Source organism: Sinomonas mesophila, assembly GCF_001999765.1.
In the GTDB taxonomy this organism is placed as follows: domain Bacteria; phylum Actinomycetota; class Actinomycetes; order Actinomycetales; family Micrococcaceae; genus Sinomonas; species Sinomonas mesophila.
In genome coordinates this window covers 148,361-168,271 of record NZ_KV908324.1, presented here as the reverse complement: position 1 = coordinate 168,271, position 19,911 = coordinate 148,361, and the positions used below count along the sequence as shown (strand labels likewise).

15 protein-coding genes are annotated in these 19,911 nt (G+C 72.0%); 7 read left to right on the top strand and 8 right to left on the bottom strand.

The annotated features are described in order from the left end of the window. The first annotated feature begins 1 nt into the window (after nucleotide 1). The 3 genes from coaE (at nucleotide 2) to BV907_RS04580 (ending at nucleotide 4,219) form a co-directional block, all read left to right on the top strand. Nucleotides 2-637, top strand: coding sequence for a dephospho-CoA kinase (gene coaE, locus BV907_RS04590; protein ID WP_077488549.1), 636 nt, complete (start codon nucleotides 2-4; stop codon nucleotides 635-637). Nucleotides 638-699: 62 nt separating this feature from the next. Beyond that, entirely contained in the window at nucleotides 700-2,808 is a 2,109-nt protein-coding gene (uvrB, locus tag BV907_RS04585; protein WP_077488548.1) for an excinuclease ABC subunit UvrB, read from the top strand. Beyond that, the gene (locus BV907_RS04580) at nucleotides 2,801-4,219 is read left to right on the top strand and encodes an MFS transporter (RefSeq protein WP_077488547.1); all 1,419 of its coding nucleotides are present in this window, start codon (nucleotides 2,801-2,803) and stop codon (nucleotides 4,217-4,219) included. Before uvrB ends, BV907_RS04580 begins: the two co-directional genes overlap by 8 nt. A gap of 29 nt (nucleotides 4,220-4,248) precedes the next feature. On the opposite strand, the gene BV907_RS04575 is transcribed toward BV907_RS04580, so the two are convergent. The 4 genes from BV907_RS04575 to BV907_RS04560 all read right to left on the bottom strand — a co-directional run bounded on the left by BV907_RS04575 (nucleotide 4,249) and on the right by BV907_RS04560 (nucleotide 10,503). After that, entirely contained in the window at nucleotides 4,249-6,033 is a 1,785-nt protein-coding gene (locus BV907_RS04575) for an HNH endonuclease (RefSeq protein ID WP_077488546.1), read from the bottom strand. Nucleotides 6,034-6,094: 61 nt separating this feature from the next. Further along, nucleotides 6,095-7,447: an alpha/beta fold hydrolase gene (locus BV907_RS04570; protein WP_077488545.1), complete on the bottom strand. Its 1,353-nt coding sequence runs from the start codon at nucleotides 7,445-7,447 to the stop codon at nucleotides 6,095-6,097. Next, complete coding sequence (locus tag BV907_RS04565) at nucleotides 7,444-7,929, bottom strand: GNAT family N-acetyltransferase (protein ID WP_077488544.1); 486 nt, start codon at nucleotides 7,927-7,929, stop codon at nucleotides 7,444-7,446. The genes BV907_RS04570 and BV907_RS04565 overlap by 4 nt, the downstream gene beginning before the upstream one ends. A gap of 24 nt (nucleotides 7,930-7,953) precedes the next feature. Further along, nucleotides 7,954-10,503: a DEAD/DEAH box helicase gene (locus BV907_RS04560; RefSeq protein WP_077488543.1), complete on the bottom strand. Its 2,550-nt coding sequence runs from the start codon at nucleotides 10,501-10,503 to the stop codon at nucleotides 7,954-7,956. Between the two features lie 34 nt (nucleotides 10,504-10,537). Here BV907_RS04560 and BV907_RS04555 point away from each other — a divergent pair, with 34 nt between their 5' ends. Further along, on the top strand, nucleotides 10,538-11,335 hold the full coding sequence (locus tag BV907_RS04555) for a trans-aconitate 2-methyltransferase (protein WP_342745506.1): 798 nt from the start codon (nucleotides 10,538-10,540) through the stop codon (nucleotides 11,333-11,335). Between the two features lie 26 nt (nucleotides 11,336-11,361). Here BV907_RS04555 and BV907_RS04550 read toward each other — a convergent pair whose 3' ends face one another. Both BV907_RS04550 and BV907_RS04545 read right to left on the bottom strand, forming a co-directional pair. Then, entirely contained in the window at nucleotides 11,362-12,615 is a 1,254-nt protein-coding gene (locus tag BV907_RS04550; RefSeq protein WP_077488542.1) for a M20 family metallo-hydrolase, read from the bottom strand. Next, nucleotides 12,612-14,309 carry an amidohydrolase gene (locus BV907_RS04545; protein ID WP_077488541.1) on the bottom strand — a complete coding sequence of 566 codons (1,698 nt, stop codon included), beginning with the start codon at nucleotides 14,307-14,309 and terminating at the stop codon, nucleotides 12,612-12,614. Before BV907_RS04545 ends, BV907_RS04550 begins: the two co-directional genes overlap by 4 nt. A gap of 92 nt (nucleotides 14,310-14,401) precedes the next feature. Here BV907_RS04545 and BV907_RS04540 point away from each other — a divergent pair, with 92 nt between their 5' ends. Both BV907_RS04540 and BV907_RS04535 read left to right on the top strand, forming a co-directional pair. Next, on the top strand, nucleotides 14,402-15,592 hold the full coding sequence (locus BV907_RS04540) for an RsbRD N-terminal domain-containing protein (protein WP_077488540.1): 1,191 nt from the start codon (nucleotides 14,402-14,404) through the stop codon (nucleotides 15,590-15,592). Nucleotides 15,593-15,732: 140 nt separating this feature from the next. After that, a complete protein-coding gene (locus BV907_RS04535; RefSeq protein WP_077488539.1) occupies nucleotides 15,733-17,058 on the top strand; it encodes an MFS transporter in 1,326 nt (441 codons plus the stop codon). Here the strand turns inward: BV907_RS04535 and BV907_RS04530 are convergent. Together BV907_RS04530 and BV907_RS04525 are read right to left on the bottom strand one after the other, a co-directional pair. After that, nucleotides 17,055-18,677 (bottom strand): serine hydrolase domain-containing protein, encoded by a 1,623-nt coding sequence (locus BV907_RS04530; protein ID WP_077488538.1) that lies wholly within the window; start codon nucleotides 18,675-18,677, stop codon nucleotides 17,055-17,057. The genes BV907_RS04535 and BV907_RS04530 overlap by 4 nt on opposite strands. Nucleotides 18,678-18,717: 40 nt before the next feature. Next, nucleotides 18,718-19,398 (bottom strand): MBL fold metallo-hydrolase, encoded by a 681-nt coding sequence (locus BV907_RS04525; protein ID WP_077488537.1) that lies wholly within the window; start codon nucleotides 19,396-19,398, stop codon nucleotides 18,718-18,720. 38 nt (nucleotides 19,399-19,436) lie between these two features. On the opposite strand from BV907_RS04525, the gene BV907_RS04520 reads away from it, so the two are divergent. Then, entirely contained in the window at nucleotides 19,437-19,814 is a 378-nt protein-coding gene (locus tag BV907_RS04520) for a GntR family transcriptional regulator (RefSeq protein ID WP_077488536.1), read from the top strand. Nucleotides 19,815-19,911 lie beyond the last annotated feature (97 nt).

Below are 19,911 nucleotides of genomic sequence, written 5' to 3'. Positions count from 1 at the left end.
CGTGCTGAGAGTGGGTCTGACGGGCGGGATCGGGTCCGGGAAGTCCGAGGTCGCGCGGCGTCTCGCCGAGTTGGGCGCGATCCTCATCGACGCGGACGTGCTGGCCCGCGAGGCCGTCGCGCCGGGGTCGGAGGGGCTCGCCGCGGTGGCCGCGGCGTTCGGGCCGGGCGTCATCGCGGACGACGGCGGGCTGGACCGGGCGGCGCTCGGCGCCGTCGTCTTCGCGGACCCCGCACGGCGGGCCGAGCTCAACGCGATCATCCACCCCCGCGTCCGTGCCCGCGCCGCCGAGCTCCTGGCGGAGGCGCAGGCCGCCGACCCGCGCGGCGTCGTCGTGCAGGACATCCCGCTGCTCGTCGAGACGGGCCAGGCGGGGGGCTTCGACCTCGTCGTGGTCGTGGACGCGCCGGACGAGGTGCGCGTGGAGCGCCTGCTCCGGCGCAGCGGAATGGCCGAGGAGGAGGCCCGCGCCCGCATGGCCGCGCAGGCCTCCCGCGAGGAGCGCCTCGCCGCCGCCGACCACGTCGTGGAGAACGCCGGCACGCTCGAGGAGCTGCGCGCCGCCGTCGACCGCCTCTGGCACGGCGTGCTCGCCCCCGCCGCCGCGCGCACGGCCGGGGCGGGGAGCGGGGGCTAGGCGTGCGGACCTGGCCCGGGACGCGGACACCTCCTGTCCGCAGCCGGGCGTAGATTGGTTCCATGAGCCTTGCGCAGGAGATCAACCGCGTCGTCGCGCCCTTCGAGGTCGTCAGCGAGTACCGGCCGGCAGGCGACCAGCCGACGGCGATCGCCGAGATCGCCGAACGCATCACCAACGGGGAGAAGGACGTCGTCCTCCTCGGCGCCACCGGCACCGGCAAGAGCGCGACGACCGCGTGGGTCATCGAGAAGCTCCAGCGGCCCACGCTCGTCCTGGTGCAGAACAAGACGCTCGCCGCGCAACTCGCCAACGAGTTCCGCGAGCTCCTGCCGAACAACGCCGTCGAGTACTTCGTCTCGTACTACGACTACTACCAGCCGGAGGCGTACGTCCCGCAGACGGACACCTTCATCGAGAAGGACTCCTCGATCAACGAGGAGGTCGAGCGGCTGCGGCACTCCGCGACCAACTCCCTCCTGACCCGGCGGGACGTCGTCGTCGTCGCGACCGTCTCGTGCATCTATGGCCTCGGCACGCCCGAGGAGTACGTGGCCGGGATGGTCACGCTTCGGCGGGGGATGGAGCTCGACCGGGACGCGCTCCTGCGCCAGTTCGTCGCGATGCAGTACGTGCGCAACGACGTCGACTTCCACCGCGGAACGTTCCGCGTGCGCGGCGACACGGTCGAGATCATCCCGATGTACGAGGAGCAGGCGCTGCGGATCGAGTTCTTCGGCGACGAGGTCGAGTCGATCCACACCCTCCACCCGCTCACGGGCGAGGTGGTCCGCGAGGAGACGGAGATGTACGTCTTCCCCGCGAGCCACTACGTCGCGGGGCCGGAGCGCATGAACCGCGCGATCAAGGCCATCGAGGACGAGCTCGCGGAGCGGCTCGAGGTCCTCGAGTCGCAGAACAAGCTCGTCGAGGCCCAGCGGCTGCGCATGCGGACGACGTATGACCTCGAGATGATGGAGCAGATGGGCTTCTGCAACGGCATCGAGAACTACTCGCGGCACATCGACGGCCGCGGCGCCGGCACCGCCCCGCATTGCCTCCTGGACTTCTTCCCCGACGACTTCCTCCTCGTCATCGACGAGTCCCACGTGACCGTGCCCCAGATCGGGTCGATGTACGAGGGCGACATGTCGCGCAAGCGCACGCTCGTCGAGCACGGCTTCCGGCTGCCCTCGGCGACGGACAACCGCCCTCTCAAGTGGGACGAGTTCCTCGAGCGGATCGGGCAGACCATCTACCTCTCCGCGACGCCGGGCAAGTACGAGCTCGGGAAGTCCGACGGCGTCGTGCAGCAGATCATCCGTCCCACCGGGCTCGTGGACCCCGAGGTCGTGGTCAAGCCGACCAAGGGGCAGATCGACGACCTCCTCGGCGAGATCCGGGACCGGGTCGAGAGGGACGAGCGCGTCCTCGTCACGACGCTCACGAAGCGCATGGCCGAGGATCTCACCGAGTACCTCATGGGCCATGGCGTGAAGGTCCAGTACCTGCACTCGGACGTCGACACGCTGCGCCGCGTCGAGCTGCTGCGCGAGCTGCGCCTCGGCGTCTTCGATGTGCTCGTGGGCATCAACCTCCTGCGCGAGGGCCTGGACCTGCCCGAGGTCTCGCTCGTGAGCATCCTCGACGCGGACAAGGAGGGCTTCCTGCGCTCCTCGACGTCCCTCATCCAGACGATCGGCCGCGCGGCGCGCAACGTTTCCGGCCAGGTGCACATGTACGCCGACAAGGTCACCGACTCGATGGCGCAGGCGATTGACGAGACCAACCGGCGCCGCGAGATCCAGATCGCCTTCAACCGCGAGCACGGCGTCGACCCGCAGCCGCTGCGCAAGCGGATCGCCGACATCACCGACCAGCTCGCGCGCGAGGACGAGGACACGCAGAAGCTGATCAAGCAGTTTGACTACGGAAAAGGCAAGCGTGGCTACTCGGTTGCGAAGGCTGCCGTGGCCGGGCAGGCGGCCGTCCGGAAGGAGGGCCTCGCCGCCGCGCCCGCAGAGGACCTGATGGGCCTCATCGAGCAGCTCACCGAGCAGATGCACGGCGCCGCGGCCGAGCTGCAGTTCGAGCTTGCCGCGCGCCTCAGGGACGAGGTCGCCGACCTCAAGAAGGAACTCCGCCAGATGCAGGCGGCCGGGCATGCCTGAGCCAGAACCGCGGCGCGAGCCGCAGGCCCGGCGTCCCGCTCCGGAGGGGCCGCCCCCGCGCGGCCCCGTCTCGGGCGCTGTGGCGGACGACGTCGAGCGGCGGCGGATCCAGCGACGTACGGTCACGGTGCTCTCCGTCGCGCAGCTGCTCAGCGGCCTCGGCAACGGCGCGACCTTGGCGATCGGCTCGCTCCTGGCCGTTGAGTTCGGTGGCTCCCAGGCCTGGGCCGGGGCGGTCATGACCGTGCTCACCCTCGCCGCCGCCGTCGCGGCCCTCCCGCTCAGTGGCTATGCCGCGTCCCGCGGACGCCGCCGGGCCCTCGTCGCGGGCCTCGCCGCGGCGGCCGCCGGGTCCCTCCTCATTGTGCTCTCGACCATGGCCTCCTCGCTCGGCCTGCTGCTCGCGGGCAGCGCGCTTCTCGGCGTCGGAATGGCCGTGAACCTCCAGTCGAGGTTCGCAGCGGTTGACCTCGCCGACCCCACCCACCGCGGGCGAGACCTGTCGCTCGTCGTGTGGTCCATCACCGTCGGGGCCGTCGCGGGCCCCAACCTCATCAAGCCCGGCGCCGCCCTCGGCCAGGCCCTCGGTCTCCCGGAGACGGCCGGGCCGTTCGTCATCTCCGTGACGGGCATGGTCATCGCCGCCGTGCTCCTCGCCGCAGGCCTCAGGCCCGATCCGCTGCTCGAGGCCCGGCGGGCCGCGGCCGGAACGGCGGGGACCCCGGTCCTCGAGCCCGCAGGCCCGCTGCCCGGGCCCGTCAGGGGCGCGGTCCTCTCCCGCGGACTGCGGGCGATCGGGTCGTCCCCGGGCGCCGTGCTGGCCGCGTCCGGCATCGTCGCGGCCCAGGGCGTCATGGTGTCCATCATGTCGATGACGCCGCTGCACCTCCAGCAGCTCACGGTCGGGGACGTCGCCGGAGCGGGACCGGGCCATGAGGGCCACGTGAGCACGGACTCGTTCGCGCTCATCGGCTTCACGATCTCGCTGCACATTGCTGGCATGTTCGCGCTCTCGCCGCTCATGGGCTGGCTGTCCGACCGCTTCGGCCGGCGGGCGATGCTCGCCGTGGGGCATGGGCTCCTGCTCGCGGCGGTCGCTGTCGTGTCCCTCGGGGCCGGGAATGCCGCCGCCGTGACCGTCGGGCTCGTCCTGCTCGGCCTCGGCTGGTCCGCCGCGGCGATCTCCGGGTCGGCGCTGCTCGCCGAGAGCGTCGCCGAGGCGAACCGGGTCGAGGCTCAGGGCGTGAGCGACACGGCCATGGGCCTCGCGGGAGCCACAGGTGGCGCCCTGTCCGGGGTCGTCATGGCACTCGTCGGCTTCCCCGGGCTTGCCGCGATCGCCGGGCTCCTGAGCATCGCCGTCCTCCTCGCAACTGCCGTCACCGGGGCAGCCCGCCCGGCTCAGGTCTAGCAGAGCAGCGTGTCCCTCGAGGGACGGCATCAGAACGGTGGAGGAGGGGGCTGCTCGTCGGGTGGCCTGTTCGGCGGGCGAGGCGGGCCCGGTGACGTGATGTGCTTGCGGTCGAGCGGTGAGGTCCAGACGATGGCCCCGTCGGTGCTGGGCTGGGAGGCGGTCCAGTATCCCAGGGTCTTGAGCCGGTGGTGCTCGCTGCACAGGAGGGCGAGGTTGGTGGTGTCTGTCGGGCCGCCGCGGGACCATTCATGGGTGTGGTCGGCCTCGGTGTGAGGGTGGGTGCGGTCGCAGGCGGGGAAGCGGCATCCGGTGTCCCGGGCGGCGAGGAAGCGCCGCAGTGCCGGGGGCGGTTTGTAGCGCGTCCGTCCGAGGGCGAGGGGAGCCCCTGTGTCTGCGTCGGTGAGCATGCGCATCCACGTGTCCGCCTGCGCGGCCAAGCGGCGGGCGGTGGCCGCGTCGATGGGGCCGTAGCCCAGGATCTCACCGGGCGCGTCGCCGAAGGCCAGGCCCGCCGCGGCGAGCTCGGCTGCCGGGCCGGCCGAGGAGTCGTCGGAGGGGCTGTCGGCGGGTCGCTCGGCGGGGGCAGGTAGCGGCAGGGGGACGAGTGTCGTGGCGGGGACGGTCACGACGATCTCCATGCGGACTCCGCCGCGAGGCGAGCCACCGGCGGGGGAACCACTGGTCGGGGCGCCGGCGGCCGAGGCGCCGGTTGGGGCGAGGAGGATGTCGGTGAGGGCATCGGCGCGGCGCTGGGCTGTGGTGCGGGGGTCGTCCGGGGATGCCTGGGCTCGGGCGGCGGCCTGGAGGCGGGCGTCGATGGCGGCGCCTGCCTCGAGTGGGAGGTAGGCGGAGAGGTGGCACATGCCGTCGTCGCCGGGCTCGATGTCGAGCCGGCGGTGTTCCCGGGCCTGCCGGGCCCTCGTCGTCAGGGTGTGCGCGCTGTGCTCCTCGGCCATGCGCCGGAGCGCCCTCGAGAGCGCTGGCACGGACGGGCGTTCGGGGGCGTCCGCTGCCGAGCGGGCCGGGTCGCTGGCCGGTGCGGCCACCGCGACGGCGCGGTCGAGGAACCCCTCCACGGCGTCGGAGGGGATGGGGGCGGCGGCCCGCAGGATGGTCTGCGCCCGGGGCCGGTCCAGCCGGCCCTCCTGGAGCGCCATGAGCACGGGCCGGGCCTCGGGCGCCGTCAGAGCCAGCGACTCGGTAACCAGGGCCCTCGCGGCCCTTGGCGGCAGGGACCGTTCTGCGGCGATCTCGGCCGCGGTCAGGGACGGTGCCTGGCTCCGCTCGAGGGCGTCGGGGGCGTCGGCGCCCAGGAGGCTCGCGATCCCGCGGACCATGAGGACCCGCAGGGCGTGCAGCTGGGCCTCGGCGGCATCGACGCTGGCCAGGCCCGCGAGCAGCGCCTCGACAGAACGCTGCCGGGCGCGGGCAGCGACCGCCGCCGGATGGAGGAGGATCACGGGGCCGCCGCCCTCGGCGTCGTCCTCCTCCTCGGCTTCCCAGTCCCGGCACTCATAGTCGGCACGGCCGGGATCGGAGGAGGGGTCGTCAAGATAGGCGGGGTAGTCGCTGCCGGCCCACTCATCGGCCTCGCCGGGTAAGGAATCCGGGCCGTCAGTCACGAGCGGATCCTCAGAGCAGTCAAGGCATCCGTCGGGCTCCCAGGCCCTGGATTCGAAGTCGGCGCGGCCGGGATCGGAGGCGGGGTCGTCGAGGTACGCGGGGTAGGGAGTGGACGTCGCGGGCTCCGGCACGTCGATCAGCGACGGCGGCCGCCCGCCGTCGTGCGTCCCGTCCCCGAAATCCTCCATAGCCCCACCCCATCACGGGGGTCCGACATTTCTCGCGACGGCCGGAGGCGGCCAACCAGGTTCAGCCCCCGACGTGGCCCAGACGGGCGGCAGGGGGCCCCCCGCGCTCCCCGTCGGCCATGGCGAGGAGCCGCGCGAAGATGCCCTCGCCGTCGTCCGCGATGCCGTCGTGGTGGAAGTCCGCGGTCTCCCAGACCTCGAGCCCGCGGACCCGCTTGGCTGTGCCGAGGGAGAGGTCCCGGTCCACGTAGATGTCGTCGCGGTACACGGCGGCCGCGGCGGGGACGTCGTTGAGGGCCAGCCGGCCGGGGTCGTAGAGCGGCCCCCAGTCGCCCTTGCGGGCGAGCTCCTCGGCGGTCTCGGCGAGCGGAACGAGCGCGGGATCCTGCTCGAAGTACCAGGGCATGACCATCTCGCCGAGCAGGAGCGGGGCGTCCGCGTCCGGGCGGAAGGCCGGGAACTCGTCGAGGACGCGCCACGCGGCCCAGTCCGTGGCGGCTCCCTGCGCGTAGATCGATTCGTGCAGGAGCGCGTAGAGCGGGTTCGGCGCGCGGGTCACGAGCTGGTGGATCTGGGCGAGGAAGGCATCCGAGAGCCGCGGCCCGTCCGCGCCGCGGGTGAAGGCGTCCTCGAGCAGGTAGTGCAGCATGTCCACCCGGGTGTTCCCGCCGAGGAGGTTCCCGACGAGCTGGAACCGCTCGGGGGTGAGGCGCTCGCCGCTCGGCAGCCGCTCGTCGCGCCCGTGCAGGTGCTCGACGACGGCGGTCACCGCCGCGCGGTCACCCGGGTACCAGCCGAAGTACTGCTCGTTGCGCTCGGCGACCCTCGCGTACGTGGCCCGGTAGACGTCGTCGGCGGCCGCGTCGAGCGGCGCGAGCCCGCCTGCGATGAGTGCCCGGCGCAGGCCGTGCGGCGCGAGCGAGAGGTACGTGAGTGTGCAGAAGCCGCCATAGCTCTGCCCGAAGACGGTCCACGGGCCCGAGCCGAGCGCGCGCCGGATGGCCTCGCAGTCCAGCACGATCGAGTCTGCCCGGAAGTGCGCGAGGTAAGCGGCCTGCTCCGCGGGGCCGCCCCGCGCCGGGAGGGTCACGCGGTCCGCCGGGGCGGAGAGGCCCGTGCCGCGCTGGTCGAGCATGAGGATCCGGAAGTCGCGGGCGGCCTCCTTCATCCACCCGCTCAGCCCGGTCACGCGGTTCCCCCGGCCGCCGGGACCGCCCTGCAGGAACACGAGCCAGGGCAGGCGTTCGACGGCCGCGGGCGGGTGCGTGGCCGAGCTGTACTCGCGGGCGAAGACCTCGAGGTGCTCCCCGCCGGGCCGGCCGTGGTCGAGCGGCAGGCGGAAGACGTGCTCGGCCGTGCGCAGGCCCCGGAACTCGTGGCGGCCGAGGACGCGGTGCCCCGGGGCGGTGCTCATGCGGTGGAGCCGAAGCCGGCGAGCGCGTCCCCCGTGAGGCGGAACGTGTCCCACTCCTCCATCGGGTGGGCGCCGAGGCCGCGGTAGAAGCCGATCGAGGGCTCGTTCCACTTCAGGACGCTCCACTCGACCCGCGCGTACCCGCGCTCCACGGCGATCCGGGCGAGCTCCCGCAGGAGGGCCTTGCCGTAGCCGAGTCCGCGGGCGGCGGGGCGGACGTAGAGGTCCTCGAGGTAGATCCCGTGCGTTCCCTCCCACGTCGAGTAGTTGAGGAACCACAGCGCGAACCCGGAGATCTCGCCGCCTGATGAGTCCTCGACCACATGCGCGAAGATCGCCGGGTTCTCCCCGAAGAGCTGCTCCGTGAGCATCTCCACGGTGTTCTTGACGGCGTCCGGCTCCCGCTCGTAGGCGGCGAGCTCGCGGATGAGCTCGAGGATAGCGGGCACGTCGGCGGGCTCAGCTGGACGCAGGGTGGCCACGGTGGAAGGACTCATGGCACCAACCTAGCCGCCGAGGCGGCCGATCGCGGTGACGCGGATGACGGCGGTGCCGGACTCGTCGCTCGCGTCGAGGTCGACGTCGGCGGAGAAGCCCCAGTCGCGGTGGCCCGCCGGGTCGTCGAAGATCTGCCGCACGTGCCACACGCGGGGCTTGGCCTCGATGACGAGCAGCTGGGGGCCCCTGGCATCCGGGCCCGTGCCGATGTCCTCGTGCTCCTCGAAGTAGGCGTCGAGGGCCTCCTCCCATTCGGGCACCCCGAACCCGGCATCCCCGTCGAGCTCGGCGAGCGCCGCCGAGTCCTCGTCGGCGAACAGCTCGACGCGGCGGAAGAGCTCGTTCCGGACCATGACCCGGAAGGCGCGCAGGTTGGACGTGAGCGCCGGGGGAGGGGGCGGCGGGGCGTCGTGGGTGTGCAAGTCGCGGCCGCTCGTGAGCTCCTCCCACTCGTCTAGGAGGCTCGAGTCAACCTGCCGGACGAGCTCCCCGAGCCACGCGACGAGGTCCTCGAGGTCCTCGCGGAGGGCGTCCTGGGGGACGGTCTGGCGCAGGGCCTTGAACGCGTCCGTCAGGTACCGCAGGACGATGCCCTCGCTGCGCGCCAGTCCGTAGAACTGCACGTACTCGCCGAAGTCCATGGCGCGCTCGTACATGTCTCGGACCACGGACTTCGGCGCGAGCTCGAAATCGCCCACCCAGGGGGCGTGCCGGCGGTAGGTCTCGAAGGCGGCCTCGAGGAGCTCCTTGAGCGGCTCGGGGTAGGTGACGGCGTCGAGCTGTGCCATGCGCTCGCTGTACTCGAGCCCCTCGGCCTTCATCGCGGCGACGGCGTCGGCCCGGGCGCGCTTGAGCTGGGCAGAGAGGATCTGCCGCGGCTTCTCGAGGGTGGCCTCGATGACCGAGACGACGTCGAGGGCGTACGAGGGCGACTCGGGGTCGAGAAGGTCGAGGGCAGCGAGCGCGAAGGGCGAGAGCGGCTGGTTGAGCGCGAAGTTCTCCTGCAGGTCCACCGTGAGGCGCAGCGAGCGCTGGCTCGCGACGTCCTCGGCGGTGAGCTCGGCGGCGGGGATCCGCTCGACGACGCCGGCGCCGAGGAGCTCGCGCAGGATCCCGAGCGCTCGGCGCATGAGCCGCAGCTGCGCAGGCCGCCCCTCGTGGTTCTCGCCGAGGAGCCGGCGGGCCGCCGTGAAGGGATTGCCCGGGCGGCCCATGAGGTTCAGGAGCATCGCGTGGGAGACCGTGAAGCTCGAGGACAGCGGCTCGGGCTGCGCCTCGACGAGCCGCTCGAACGTCGGCTTCCCCCACGAGACGAAGCCCTCGGGCGGCTTCTTCTTCACGACCTGGCGCAGCTTGCGCGCGTCGTCGCCGAACTTCGCGCGCGCCTTCTCGAGCGCCCGGGTGTTCTCGACGACGTGCTCGGGCGCCTGCACGACGACGGTGCCCGCCGTGTCGAAGCCGGCCCGCCCCGCGCGGCCCGCGATCTGGTGGAACTCGCGGGCGTTGAGCAGCCGCGTCCGGTTCCCGTCGAACTTGCTCAGGGCCGTGAGCATGACAGTGCGGATGGGCACGTTGATGCCCACCCCGAGCGTGTCCGTGCCGCAGATGACCTTGAGCAGCCCCGCCTGCGCGAGCTGCTCGACGAGCCGCCGGTACTTGGGCAGCATGCCCGCGTGGTGCACGCCGATCCCATGCCGGACAAGCCGGTTGAGCGTCTTGCCGAAGCCGGCGGAGAAGCGGAAGCCGCCGATGAGCTCGGCGATCCTGTCCTTCTCCTCGCGCGTGCACATGTTGACGCTCATGAGCTGCTGGGCCCGCTCGATGGCCTCGACCTGGCTGAAGTGCACGACGTACACGGGGACCTGCCTCGTCGCGAGGAGCTCCTCGAGCGTCTCGTGGACGGGCCGCTCCTCGTAGTAGTAGTGCAGCGGGATGGGGCGCTCCGCGTGGGCGACGGTCGTCGTCGTCCGCCCCGTGCGCTCGGCGAGCTCGTCCTCGAAGCGGCTCACGTCACCTAGCGTCGCGCTCATGAGGAGGAACTGGGCCTGCGGGAGTTCGAGCAGCGGGACCTGCCACGCCCACCCGCGCTGCGGGTCCGAGTAGAAGTGGAACTCGTCCATGACGACCGGGCCGAGCTCGGCGTCGGCACCCTCGCGCAGGGCGTGGTTGGCGAGGATCTCAGCGGTGCAGCAGATGATGGGGGCCTCGGGGTTCACCGCCGAGTCGCCCGTGACCATGCCGACGTTCTCGGCGCCGAAGATCTCGCACAGCGCGAAGAACTTCTCCGAGACGAGGGCCTTGATCGGCGCCGTGTAGTACGAGCGCCGGCCCGTCGCGAGCCCGTGGAAGTGGGCCGCGATCGCCACAAGGGACTTGCCCGAGCCCGTCGGGGTCGCGAGGATCACGTTCGATCCGGAGACGATCTCGAGCACCGCCTCGTCCTGCGCCGGGTAGAGGGACAGTCCCCGGCCCTCGGCCCAGCCGAGGAACGCCTCGTACACCGCCTCGGCTAGGTCGGGGCGGCCGGAGGGAACGGGGAGGAGGGTGTCGAGTCGCATGGCGCCTCCAGCCTATCGGCACTAGCGTTGTCCCATGAGCTCGCTGACGTGGGACCCGGCCGTCTACGCCGCCTTCAACGACCACCGCACGCGGCCCTTCTTCGACCTCACGTCGCGGATCGCCGCCGGGGCGCCCCGCCGCGTCGTGGACCTCGGCTGCGGCACGGGGCAGCTGACGGCGGCGCTCGCCGAGCGCTGGCCGGACGCCGACGTCGAGGGCGTGGACGGCTCGGAGGCGATGCTCGACGCCGCCCGCTCCTCCGGCGGCGGCCTCGCCAACCTGCGGTTCACCCGGGGCGACATCGTGCACTGGGAGCCGGAGGACGACGTCGACGTCGTCGTCTCGAACGCCGCCCTCCAGTGGGTCCCAGGCCACCAGGGCCTCATGGGCCGCTGGCTCGAGCAGCTCGCCCCAGGGTCCTGGCTCGCCGTCCAGGTGCCCGGCAACTTCCAGTCGCCCTCGCACACGCTCATGCGCGAGCTCGCCGAGTCCTCGCAGTGGGAGCACCGGCTCCGGGGGGTCCTGCGGCACCACGACGCCGTGTCCGAGCCCGCCGAGTACCTCCGCCTCCTCCGCGAGGCCAGCTGGGAGGCGGACGTGTGGGAGACCACCTACCACCACGTGCTCGCGGGCGAGGACGCCGTGCTGAACTGGGTCCGCGGGACGGGCCTGCGCCCGGTCCTCGACGCGCTCACCCCGGAGGAGGGCCGGCAGTTCGAGGAGCAGTACAACCAGCTCCTGCTCGACGCGTACCCGCCATCGGAGCGCGACGGCGTCACGACTGCCGTCTACCCGTTCCGGCGCATCTTCTGCGTCGGGCGGAGGCCCTAGGGGAGACCCGAGGGCCTGGTCCGGGGTCAGGCCGTCTGCAGTTCTCCGCGGACCAGCCCGCGGGCGACCTCGGTGAGGAGCCCGACGCCGCGCACGGCGTCGTCGTCGCGCGTGTGCTCGGCCTCGTTGTGCGAGATGCCCTCGACGCTCGGCACGAACAGCATGACAGTCGGCACGGCGTCCTTGAGGTTGGTGGAGTCGTGCCCCGCCACCGTCATGATGGTCGTGTGCGTGAAGCCGAGCCGCTCGGCGCTCGCGGTCCCGAGGGCCACGCCGTCCGGCTGGTACGCCACGAGGCCCCATCGGTGCGTCTGCTCGACGCTGATCTGGGTCCGCGAGCGCGCCTCGGCGTCGGCGATCCCCTTGCCCAGCAGCTCGGTGGCCCGGGCCAGCACGCCCTCGTCGGGCGAGCGCAGGTCCAGGTTCATGACCGCCTGGCGGGCGATCGTGACCGGCGAATTCGGGAGCACGTACATCTCGGAGACCGAGGTGTGCAGGAGGCCCGGCTCGAACTCGTCGGCCAGGTCGCGCGCGGCGGCGATGAGGAGGGCGGCCCCGTAGAGCGCGTCCCGGCGGTCCTCCATCCGGGTGGCCCCGGTGTGCGACTGGGCGCCGTCGACGATCACGCGGTACTTCGCAGCGGCCCACGTGCGGTCCACGATGCCGACCTGGGTGCCGCTCTCCTCGAGGTTGCGGCCCTGCTCGACGTGGATCTCGGCGTAGCAGGCGACGTCGGCGAGCACCGGCGCGCTCCCGTCGGGAGCGCGGTGCCCGGCGGCGAGCGCCTCAGCCACCGTGACGCCGGTGGGGTCTGCGGTGGCGAGCGCGTCGGCGACGGGGAGCTTGCCGGTGAACACGCCGCTGCCCATCATGCTGGGCGTGAAGCGGCTGCCCTCCTCGTTGAACCAGTTGACGACGGCGACGTTGTAGACCGCGTCGAGGTTCCCTCCGCGTGCCTCGGCGGCGACGCTCGCCCCGGCGTGCGCCGCGGCGAGCACGCCGTAGGCGCCGTCGTACCGGCCGGCGAGGGGCTGTGAGTCCAGGTGCGAGCCGAGGAGGACGTAGGGGGCGCCCGGGACCAGCTCGAGGGTGCCGAACTGGTTGCCCGCCTCGTCCACGGATTCGGCGTAGCCGTGGCGGGCGAGCCATTCGCCGAACCACCGCCGGGTTTCATGGTCTGCGGGGGTGCCCGCCTGCCGGTCGACGCCGCCGCCCGGGGTCGCCCCGAAGCGCGACATGGCGGCGAAGTCGGCGAGGAACTCGGTGTCGGTGGTGCTCATGCAAAATCCCTTCCTGCCAGGGCTGCGGCGGAGTCTGGAGTGTTCGTCAGAGTGGGGAAGTTCTCCCCGCCGAAGCGGAGCTCGCCGTCCACCATCGTGCCGAGCACGCGGGTCGCCCCGATGCGCGAGGGCTCGACGGCGGTGGGGTCCTGGTCGAGGAAGACGAGGTCGGCGAGATACCGGGGCGCAAGCACACCCTTGAGGTGCCCGGTTCCCGTCGCCTCGGCCGAGCCGGTGGTGTAGGCGGCGAGCGCCTGAGCCGCGGTGATGCGCTCGTCGGGGCCGTAGACCTGGCCCGACGGCGTCACGCGCTCGACGAAGGACTGGATGACATCCAGCGGCCTGCCGTTGGACACCGGCCGGTCCGAGCTCCCCGGCAGGACCGCGCCCCGGTCGAGCAGGCTCTTCGCCGGATAGGACTGGGCCGTGCGCTCCGGGCCGAGGAGACGGGCCATGCCGTCTCCGAACTCGGTGATGAAGTGCGGCTGCGGGACGAGCACGATGCCGGCGGCGGCGATCCTGTCCAGCTGCTCGGGGCGGACGACGCCGCCGTGCTCGATCCGGTTGGGGAGGGCGTTGGGGCCGTACGTCCGGTGCGCCTCCTCGATGATCTCGATCGCGTGGTCGACGGCGCGATCCCCGATGGCGTGGATCGCGAGCGCCCAGCCGGCGCGGTAGGCCTCGAGCGCCGCCGTACGCAGCTTTTCCGGGGCCGTCTGCAGGTAGCCGTGGTTGTGCGGGCAGCCCACGTACTCCTCGCTCACGTAGGCCGTGCCGCCCAGGAGCGAACCGTCGCTGAACACCTTCACCGATCCGAGGCGGAGCCAGTCGTCGCCGAGGCCCGAGCGGATGCCGCCGTCCAGCCCCCGCGACGTGGGGTCCGAGGCGTGGCCGGGCACATGGTGGAGGGCGTCCAGGACCACCATCGGCTGCATCCGGACACTGAGCAGCCCCTTGTCCTTCGCGTTCTGGTAGGCGGCGAACTCGCGCGGGGAGTAACCGATCCAGCCGCCAGCGATCCCGGCGTCGGTCACGCTCGTGATGCCCTCGGAGAGGTAATGCGTCGTGGCCAGGTCCAGCGCCCGCTCGATGGTCTCGAGGGGGTAGGGCAGCATGAGGTCCTGGACGAGGCGCATGGCGTTCTCCTCCAGCAGCCCGGTGGGGCGGCCGTCGTCGCCCACGACGACGACACCGCCGTCGATGGGGGCGGCGAGGTCCGCACCGGCCTGCGCTACGCGCTCGAGCGCGACGCCGTTGAGCGTGCAGGCATGGCCGGAGGAGTGCTTGATCCAGACGGGGCGGCCTGCGGCCGCCGCGTCGAGGCGGTCGCGCTCAGGCTGCTGGCCTCGGAGCAGCAGGGGGCTGAAGCCCGAGGCGATGACCCACTCGTCGGGGTCGAGCGTCTCCGCGGCCTCGGCAATGATCCGGTACACGTCGGACAGGCTCGTCACCGAGCCGAGGTTGGCCTCCATGAGGCCGAGGCCGAACCACACGCTGTGGGCGTGGACGTCGTTGAAGCCCGGCACGATCGTGGCGCCCCCGGCGTCGATGACCCGCGCGGGGGTCATTCCGGGGCCGGACTCGGGATCCACCGCCAGAATCCTGCCGTCGTGAACGAGCAGGCTGGTCGCAAGGGGGTACGAGGGGTCCTGGGTCAGGATGCGAGCGTTGCGGATCAGCAGGTCGACGAGCATGGAGACCATTCAACGCTGGGACTTTGCCCCCTGCAATGGACAAAGGCCGCCGCTTCGGCGGGCAGGCTTAAGCATTTGCATAAAATGGAAGGATGATCGCTGATCATCGCGGGAGCCCCTCGGCCGTGACGCGCCCCGAGAGGGCCTTCCGGCCGGGAACCACGGTCGAGCCGGAGTGGGCACGCCTCCTGGAACGGCTGTGGCAGGAGAGGGACCTGCTCGTCGACGACTTCCTGCAGCGCTTCTCGGAGATCTCGTACGGCGAGGCGCGCGTCCCCGAGCAGGACGTCCAGCGGACCGCGGCGGACACGATGGACCATCTGATCCTCCAGATGGGCGGTGCCGAGCTGCCCCTCGACCTCCGGGCGCTGCCGCGGGAGATCGGTGTCCGCCGGGCCCGCCAGGGCGTGCCGCTCGAGGCGTTCCTCAGGGCAATCCGCAATGACTTCCGCGTCCTGTGGAAGGGGCTCGAGCGTGTTGCCGGTCCGGACAGCATCGGGACCCTCGTCGGCAACATGGACTGCGTGCTGGACATGGTGGAGGGCTACGTCAGCAGCATCCAGCAGGCCTTCGCCGAGGAGGAGGCGCGGCTCGCCCGCAACAAGCACCTGTATCGGCAGCGCCTGCTCGCGCGGCTCTTCCACGGCGGTGAACTCGATGCGGCCGACATCCAGGAGATTGCCGCCGCCCTCGAAGTCCAGCCCCACGGCACCTTCGAGGTGCTTGCGGCCGTCGACGACGCCGTGCCCCTGGCCCAGCGGAGGTACGGCTCCGCCCACGATGCCTACTTCTACGAGAACACCGGAGCGGCGTACGTCTTCCGGCCGCTCCGCAGGAGCCGCACGTGGCTCGACGAAGGGCCGGGCTTCCCGGCCGGGTACGTGCCCGGCGTCGAAGGGCTCGCGGCGCTTCCCGCAGCGGCCGCGTCGGCACTCGTGCTCGCCCAGCACCGCCGGACAGGGGCGCTGGCCACCGTGGAGGCGGCGTGGATGCCGATCGCCGCCGGCCTGCTGGAGACGACGCTGCCGGGCTTCTCCGACCGGGTCACCCGAGCGCTGGACGCCTGCACGCCGCACGAGCGCGAGCGCCTGCTCCAGGTGGCCCGCAGCTATGCGCGGACGGGATCGATCAAGGCGACCTCGGAAGAGCTCTACTGCCACCGCAACACCGTGGTGAACAGGCTGCGCAGCCTGCAGGAGGTCATCGGGCTCGACCTCACCGTTCCCGCCCAGGCGGCCTGGGCGCTGGTCTCGCTCAGCCGGTACGGCGACGACCATCACTAGCCGAAAACCAGTCGGCTTGTGGATTTGCCCAAGCGAGTCCGCCGAAGTGAGTGGAAATAGCCATTGTTCAGGGAATTCGCACCGATTTAGGCTCGAAGAACCGTCAGCGCAGACTCCCCCCAGTTCGAAAGGCTCACCCCGTGACGTCACTCAACGGCACCCAGAGCGCACCGCCGGTCGTCTCCGGCAAGGACGCGGGCAAAATTGCCCGCGCCGCCTTCGTCGGGACGGCACTCGAATGGTACGACTACTACCTCTTCGGCACCGCTGCCGCGCTCGTCTTCAACCGGCTCTACTTCACTGACCTGAATCCGACCGCGGCGCTGCTGGCGTCCTTCGCGACCTTCGGTGTCGGCTTCGCCGCCCGCCCGATCGGCGCCATCGTCTTCGGCTACGTCGGAGACCGCTACGGGCGCCGGCCGGCGCTGCTGGCGACCATCGTGATGATCGGCGTCGCCACCGCCCTGATCGGCATGCTCCCCGACTTCTCGAGCATCGGGCTGGCCGCGCCCGTCCTGCTCGCCGTCCTGCGCCTCGTCCAGGGCCTCGCGGTCGGCGGCGAATGGGGCGGCGCGGTGACCATGGCGGTCGAGCACGCACCGGCGGAGAAGCGCGGCCGCTACGCGGCGATGGTCCAGATCGGCTCGCCGGTCGCGACCCTCATGGCCTCGGGTGCGTTCGCCCTCGTCCTGCTCCTCCCCGCCGCATCCTTCGACGCGTGGGGCTGGCGCCTGCCGTTCCTCGCGGCCATTCCGATGCTGCTCGTCGCGCTCTGGATCCGCCTCAAGGTCGAGGAGTCCCCGATCTTCAAGGACCTGCTCGCCCAGGAGGAGACGGTCAAGGCACCCGCGCTCGAGGTCTTCCGCCGGGCCGGCGGGCGCCTCGTGGTGGCAGTCCTCGCCGCCCTGCTCGGCGTCGGCGGGTTCTACATGATCACCACCTTCGCGGTGAGCTACGGTGCCAACACCCTCAAGGTGGACCGCAGCGTCATGGTCAACGCGACGCTCATCGCAGCCGCCGCCCAGATCGTTGTCACGGTCTTCATGGGCCGCCTCGCCGAGAAGATCGGCTCCGGCAAGGTCACCATGTGGGGCGGAATCGTGAGCGCGGTCCTGGCGTTCCCGCTGTTCGCCATGATCGACACGAAGTCCCCGCTGCTCATCACCCTCGCCATCACGATCGGGATCATGCTCATCGCCGTCGCGTATGCCGTCAACGGCGCGCTGCTGACCGAGCTGTTCCCGCCGAAGCTGCGCTACTCCGGCGTGGCCCTGGGCTACAACATCGCCGGCGCCACGAGCGGCTTCATGCCGATGATTGCGACCGCGATGCTCGGGGTGTCCGGCAACCAGTCCTGGGGCGCTGCCCTGATCCTGGCGGGCATCTCGCTGCTGACCGCCGTCGGCGGCTACCTCGGCGGCCGGCTGCGCATCGAGGACAAGCACCTCGTGGCGGACAACGCCTAGATCCGGCCGTCGTCCGGAGCATGGTCCCGGGAGCGGCGCCGGTGAAGGCCTTGGGCGAGGAGCCACACCGTCCTCGGGACTGGCCAGACGACCGCCAGGGCCAGCGCCGGGACCAGGGTGACGCCGATGTCGGGGAATTGGCGGACGATCACTGCCAGCTGGGTCTCGAAGTGCGCCGGCGCGTAGCCGACGCAGAGCCACAGCACGAAGGCGTCGAGCCCCAGTGCGGCTGCTCCCACCAGCGCGAGGCGCCAGCGCCGCCGGCTAGCTGAGGATGCGGCCCGCCGTCGCCTTCCCGTCCTCGCGAGGATGGCCCCGGTGAGCACGAGGCTCGCCAGCTCGGCCAGGAGGAGGGCCGATGACACCACCCAGCCGTTGCGCTGCAGCCAGTCCTCGTGCACCACGGTCGGGGCGGGGGGTTGCCCATGGAGGATGCGCAGGACGTTGCTGTCCAGCGCCTTGAGGCGCGACGGCGCGGAGGTGTCGTTGGCGTTGATGACGAGCGCCACTCCGAGGCCGGAGGCCGGGACCATGGCCGTGTAGGTGTGCGTGTTGCCCCATTCCCCCTGATGTTCCAGGAGCAGGGGGAGGTCGCGGCCCTCTGCGGGGGATCCTGCGCCCGCCGGGGAGGCCTCGCTGAGCGGCCGCGTGAACCAGGCCATGGCGTACTGCTTGGACTCGTCCACCCGGACCCCGGGCGTGTGCATCACGTCGACGCTTTCTGGGCGGAGGATCCGGTGGTTGCCGTAGCTCCCTCCGTCCAACAGGGCGACCAGTTCGTGGCCGAGATCCTCGGCCGAGGCGTACATCGTGGTGGACGACATTCCCGACGTCGGGGCGGGCACCTCCGTCTGGCGCCAGAACGAGCCGAACCACAGCGAGTGCCCGCGGGCCATGCTGTCCGCCTCGGCCGAGGCGCGGGTGGTGTGGGCATGGTCCATCTCCAGCGGGCGGAAGACGTGGTCGCGCATGTACTCCCCGAATGGCTGACCGCTCACGGTCTGCACGAGGAGGCCCAGGATGTTGTAGTTCGCGTTGGCATACCCGAAGGCGTCCCCGGGATTCCCCTCGAGCGAGGCCCCCGCCAGGTCGCGGACGCCCTGTTCGAGAGCGTCCGGGGCCTGGGTGTCGGACCCCTCGAAGGCCGCGTCCGCGGAGGACAGCCCGCTCGACTGGTGGAGCAGGTGCCGGACGGTGATCGCGGAGGCCCGGCTGTCCTCAAGGCTGAACCATGGCAGGTACGTCACCACCGGCTCGTCCAAAGCGAGCCGGCCGGCCTCGACCTGCTGGAGCACGGCGATCGCCGTCAGCGACTTGCTGGTCGAGGCCAGGAGCACCGGAGTCTGCGCAGTCATCGGCCGCCCTGAGTCGTCGGCCCGGCCGAAGGCGCGCTCGTGGACCTGCTCGCCGTCCCTGACGATCACGACGGCGGCCCCCGGGAGGCCGATCGAGTCCAGCTGCTCCTGAAGGTAGGTGTCGACCCCCTGGAAAGCAGGGTCCGCGGCGGTCTCGTGGGCGGCAGCGGCGACGCCGGACGGCGGTGCCAGGAGACCGAGGCCGACGAGGGCGGCGGCCTGGAGAGCCGCGAGGACCGCGCAGAACCGGGCAACGGCCTTCATGCGCCCTCCCGATGCTGTGTACCGTGGATTCAGGTGCCGTCTACCAGCCGCGCTGCTTCCACTCGGCGAGGTGCGGGCGCTCGGCGCCGAGCGTCGTCGGCCGCCCGTGGCCGGGGTGCACCTCCGCCTCGTCGGGGTAGACGTCGAAGAGGCGCTCGGTGACGTCGGCGTAGAGCAGCGCGAAGCGGTCCGGGTCCTTCTGCGTGTTGCCCACGCCGCCCGGGAACAGCGAGTCACCGGAGAAGATGAGCGGCGGCCCATCGCGCTCCTGGAGGACGAACGCCATCGAGCCGGGCGTGTGCCCGCGCAGGTGGACGGCGGCCAGGTCGAAACCGCCGGAATCGCTGGAACTGCCGGAGCCTGTGGAGACGGGCACGACGTCGCCGTGGTCGAGGACGACGTCGACCGGCACCGGGATCCCGGAGACGTCCTGCCGGCCCGCGGCCACCTGCGCCCCGGTGGCCTCGACGAGGCCCTCGAGCGCGCGCACGTGGTCCCAGTGCTGGTGCGTCGTCGCGACGAGGGCGAGCCGCGCGGGGGTCTGCGCGTCCGCGGCGCCCTCGGCGAGGAGCTCCCGGATGGCGGGAAGGTCGTCCGCGGCGTCGATGAGGACCTGCGCCCCGGACGCCTTGGCGGTGATGAGGTAGACATTGTTGTCCATCTCGCTCACGGCGATGCGGCGGACCGTGACGCGCTCGAGATCGTGGAGGAGGCTGCCCATGCGGCCAGTGTAGGCGCGCCGCCGGTAGGCTGAGCCGCATGTCACATCCCGACTTCCCCGGGCGCTGGCGGCCCAACGCCGAGCTGGCAACGCCGCTCTTCGAGCAGCTGCGCCGCCGCATCATCGGCCTCGCGGACGACGGCGCGCTGCCGGCCGGGCACCGGCTCCCGCCTGTGCGGGCGCTCGCCACCGAGCTCGGCGTCGCCCCGCACACCGTGGCGCGCGCCTACCGCGAGCTCGAGGAGGCCGGCGTCGTCGTCACGGCCGGCAGGGCGGGCACGAGCATCGCGCCGCGGGGGGCGCGCGAGGAGGAGCTCGCCGCGGCGGCCGCCGCGTTCGCGTCCGCCGCCCACGCGCGCGGCTGCACGCTGGGAGAGGCCGTCGAGCTCCTCACCGCCGCGTACGCCCGGCTCTGACCCGCCCGGCTCCGAGGCCGCCGGGGTAACCGGCGCTATCGAAGACGTTTTCGAAATGTCGGCGCCGTCGACTAGCATGGATGGGTGCAGAGTCTCT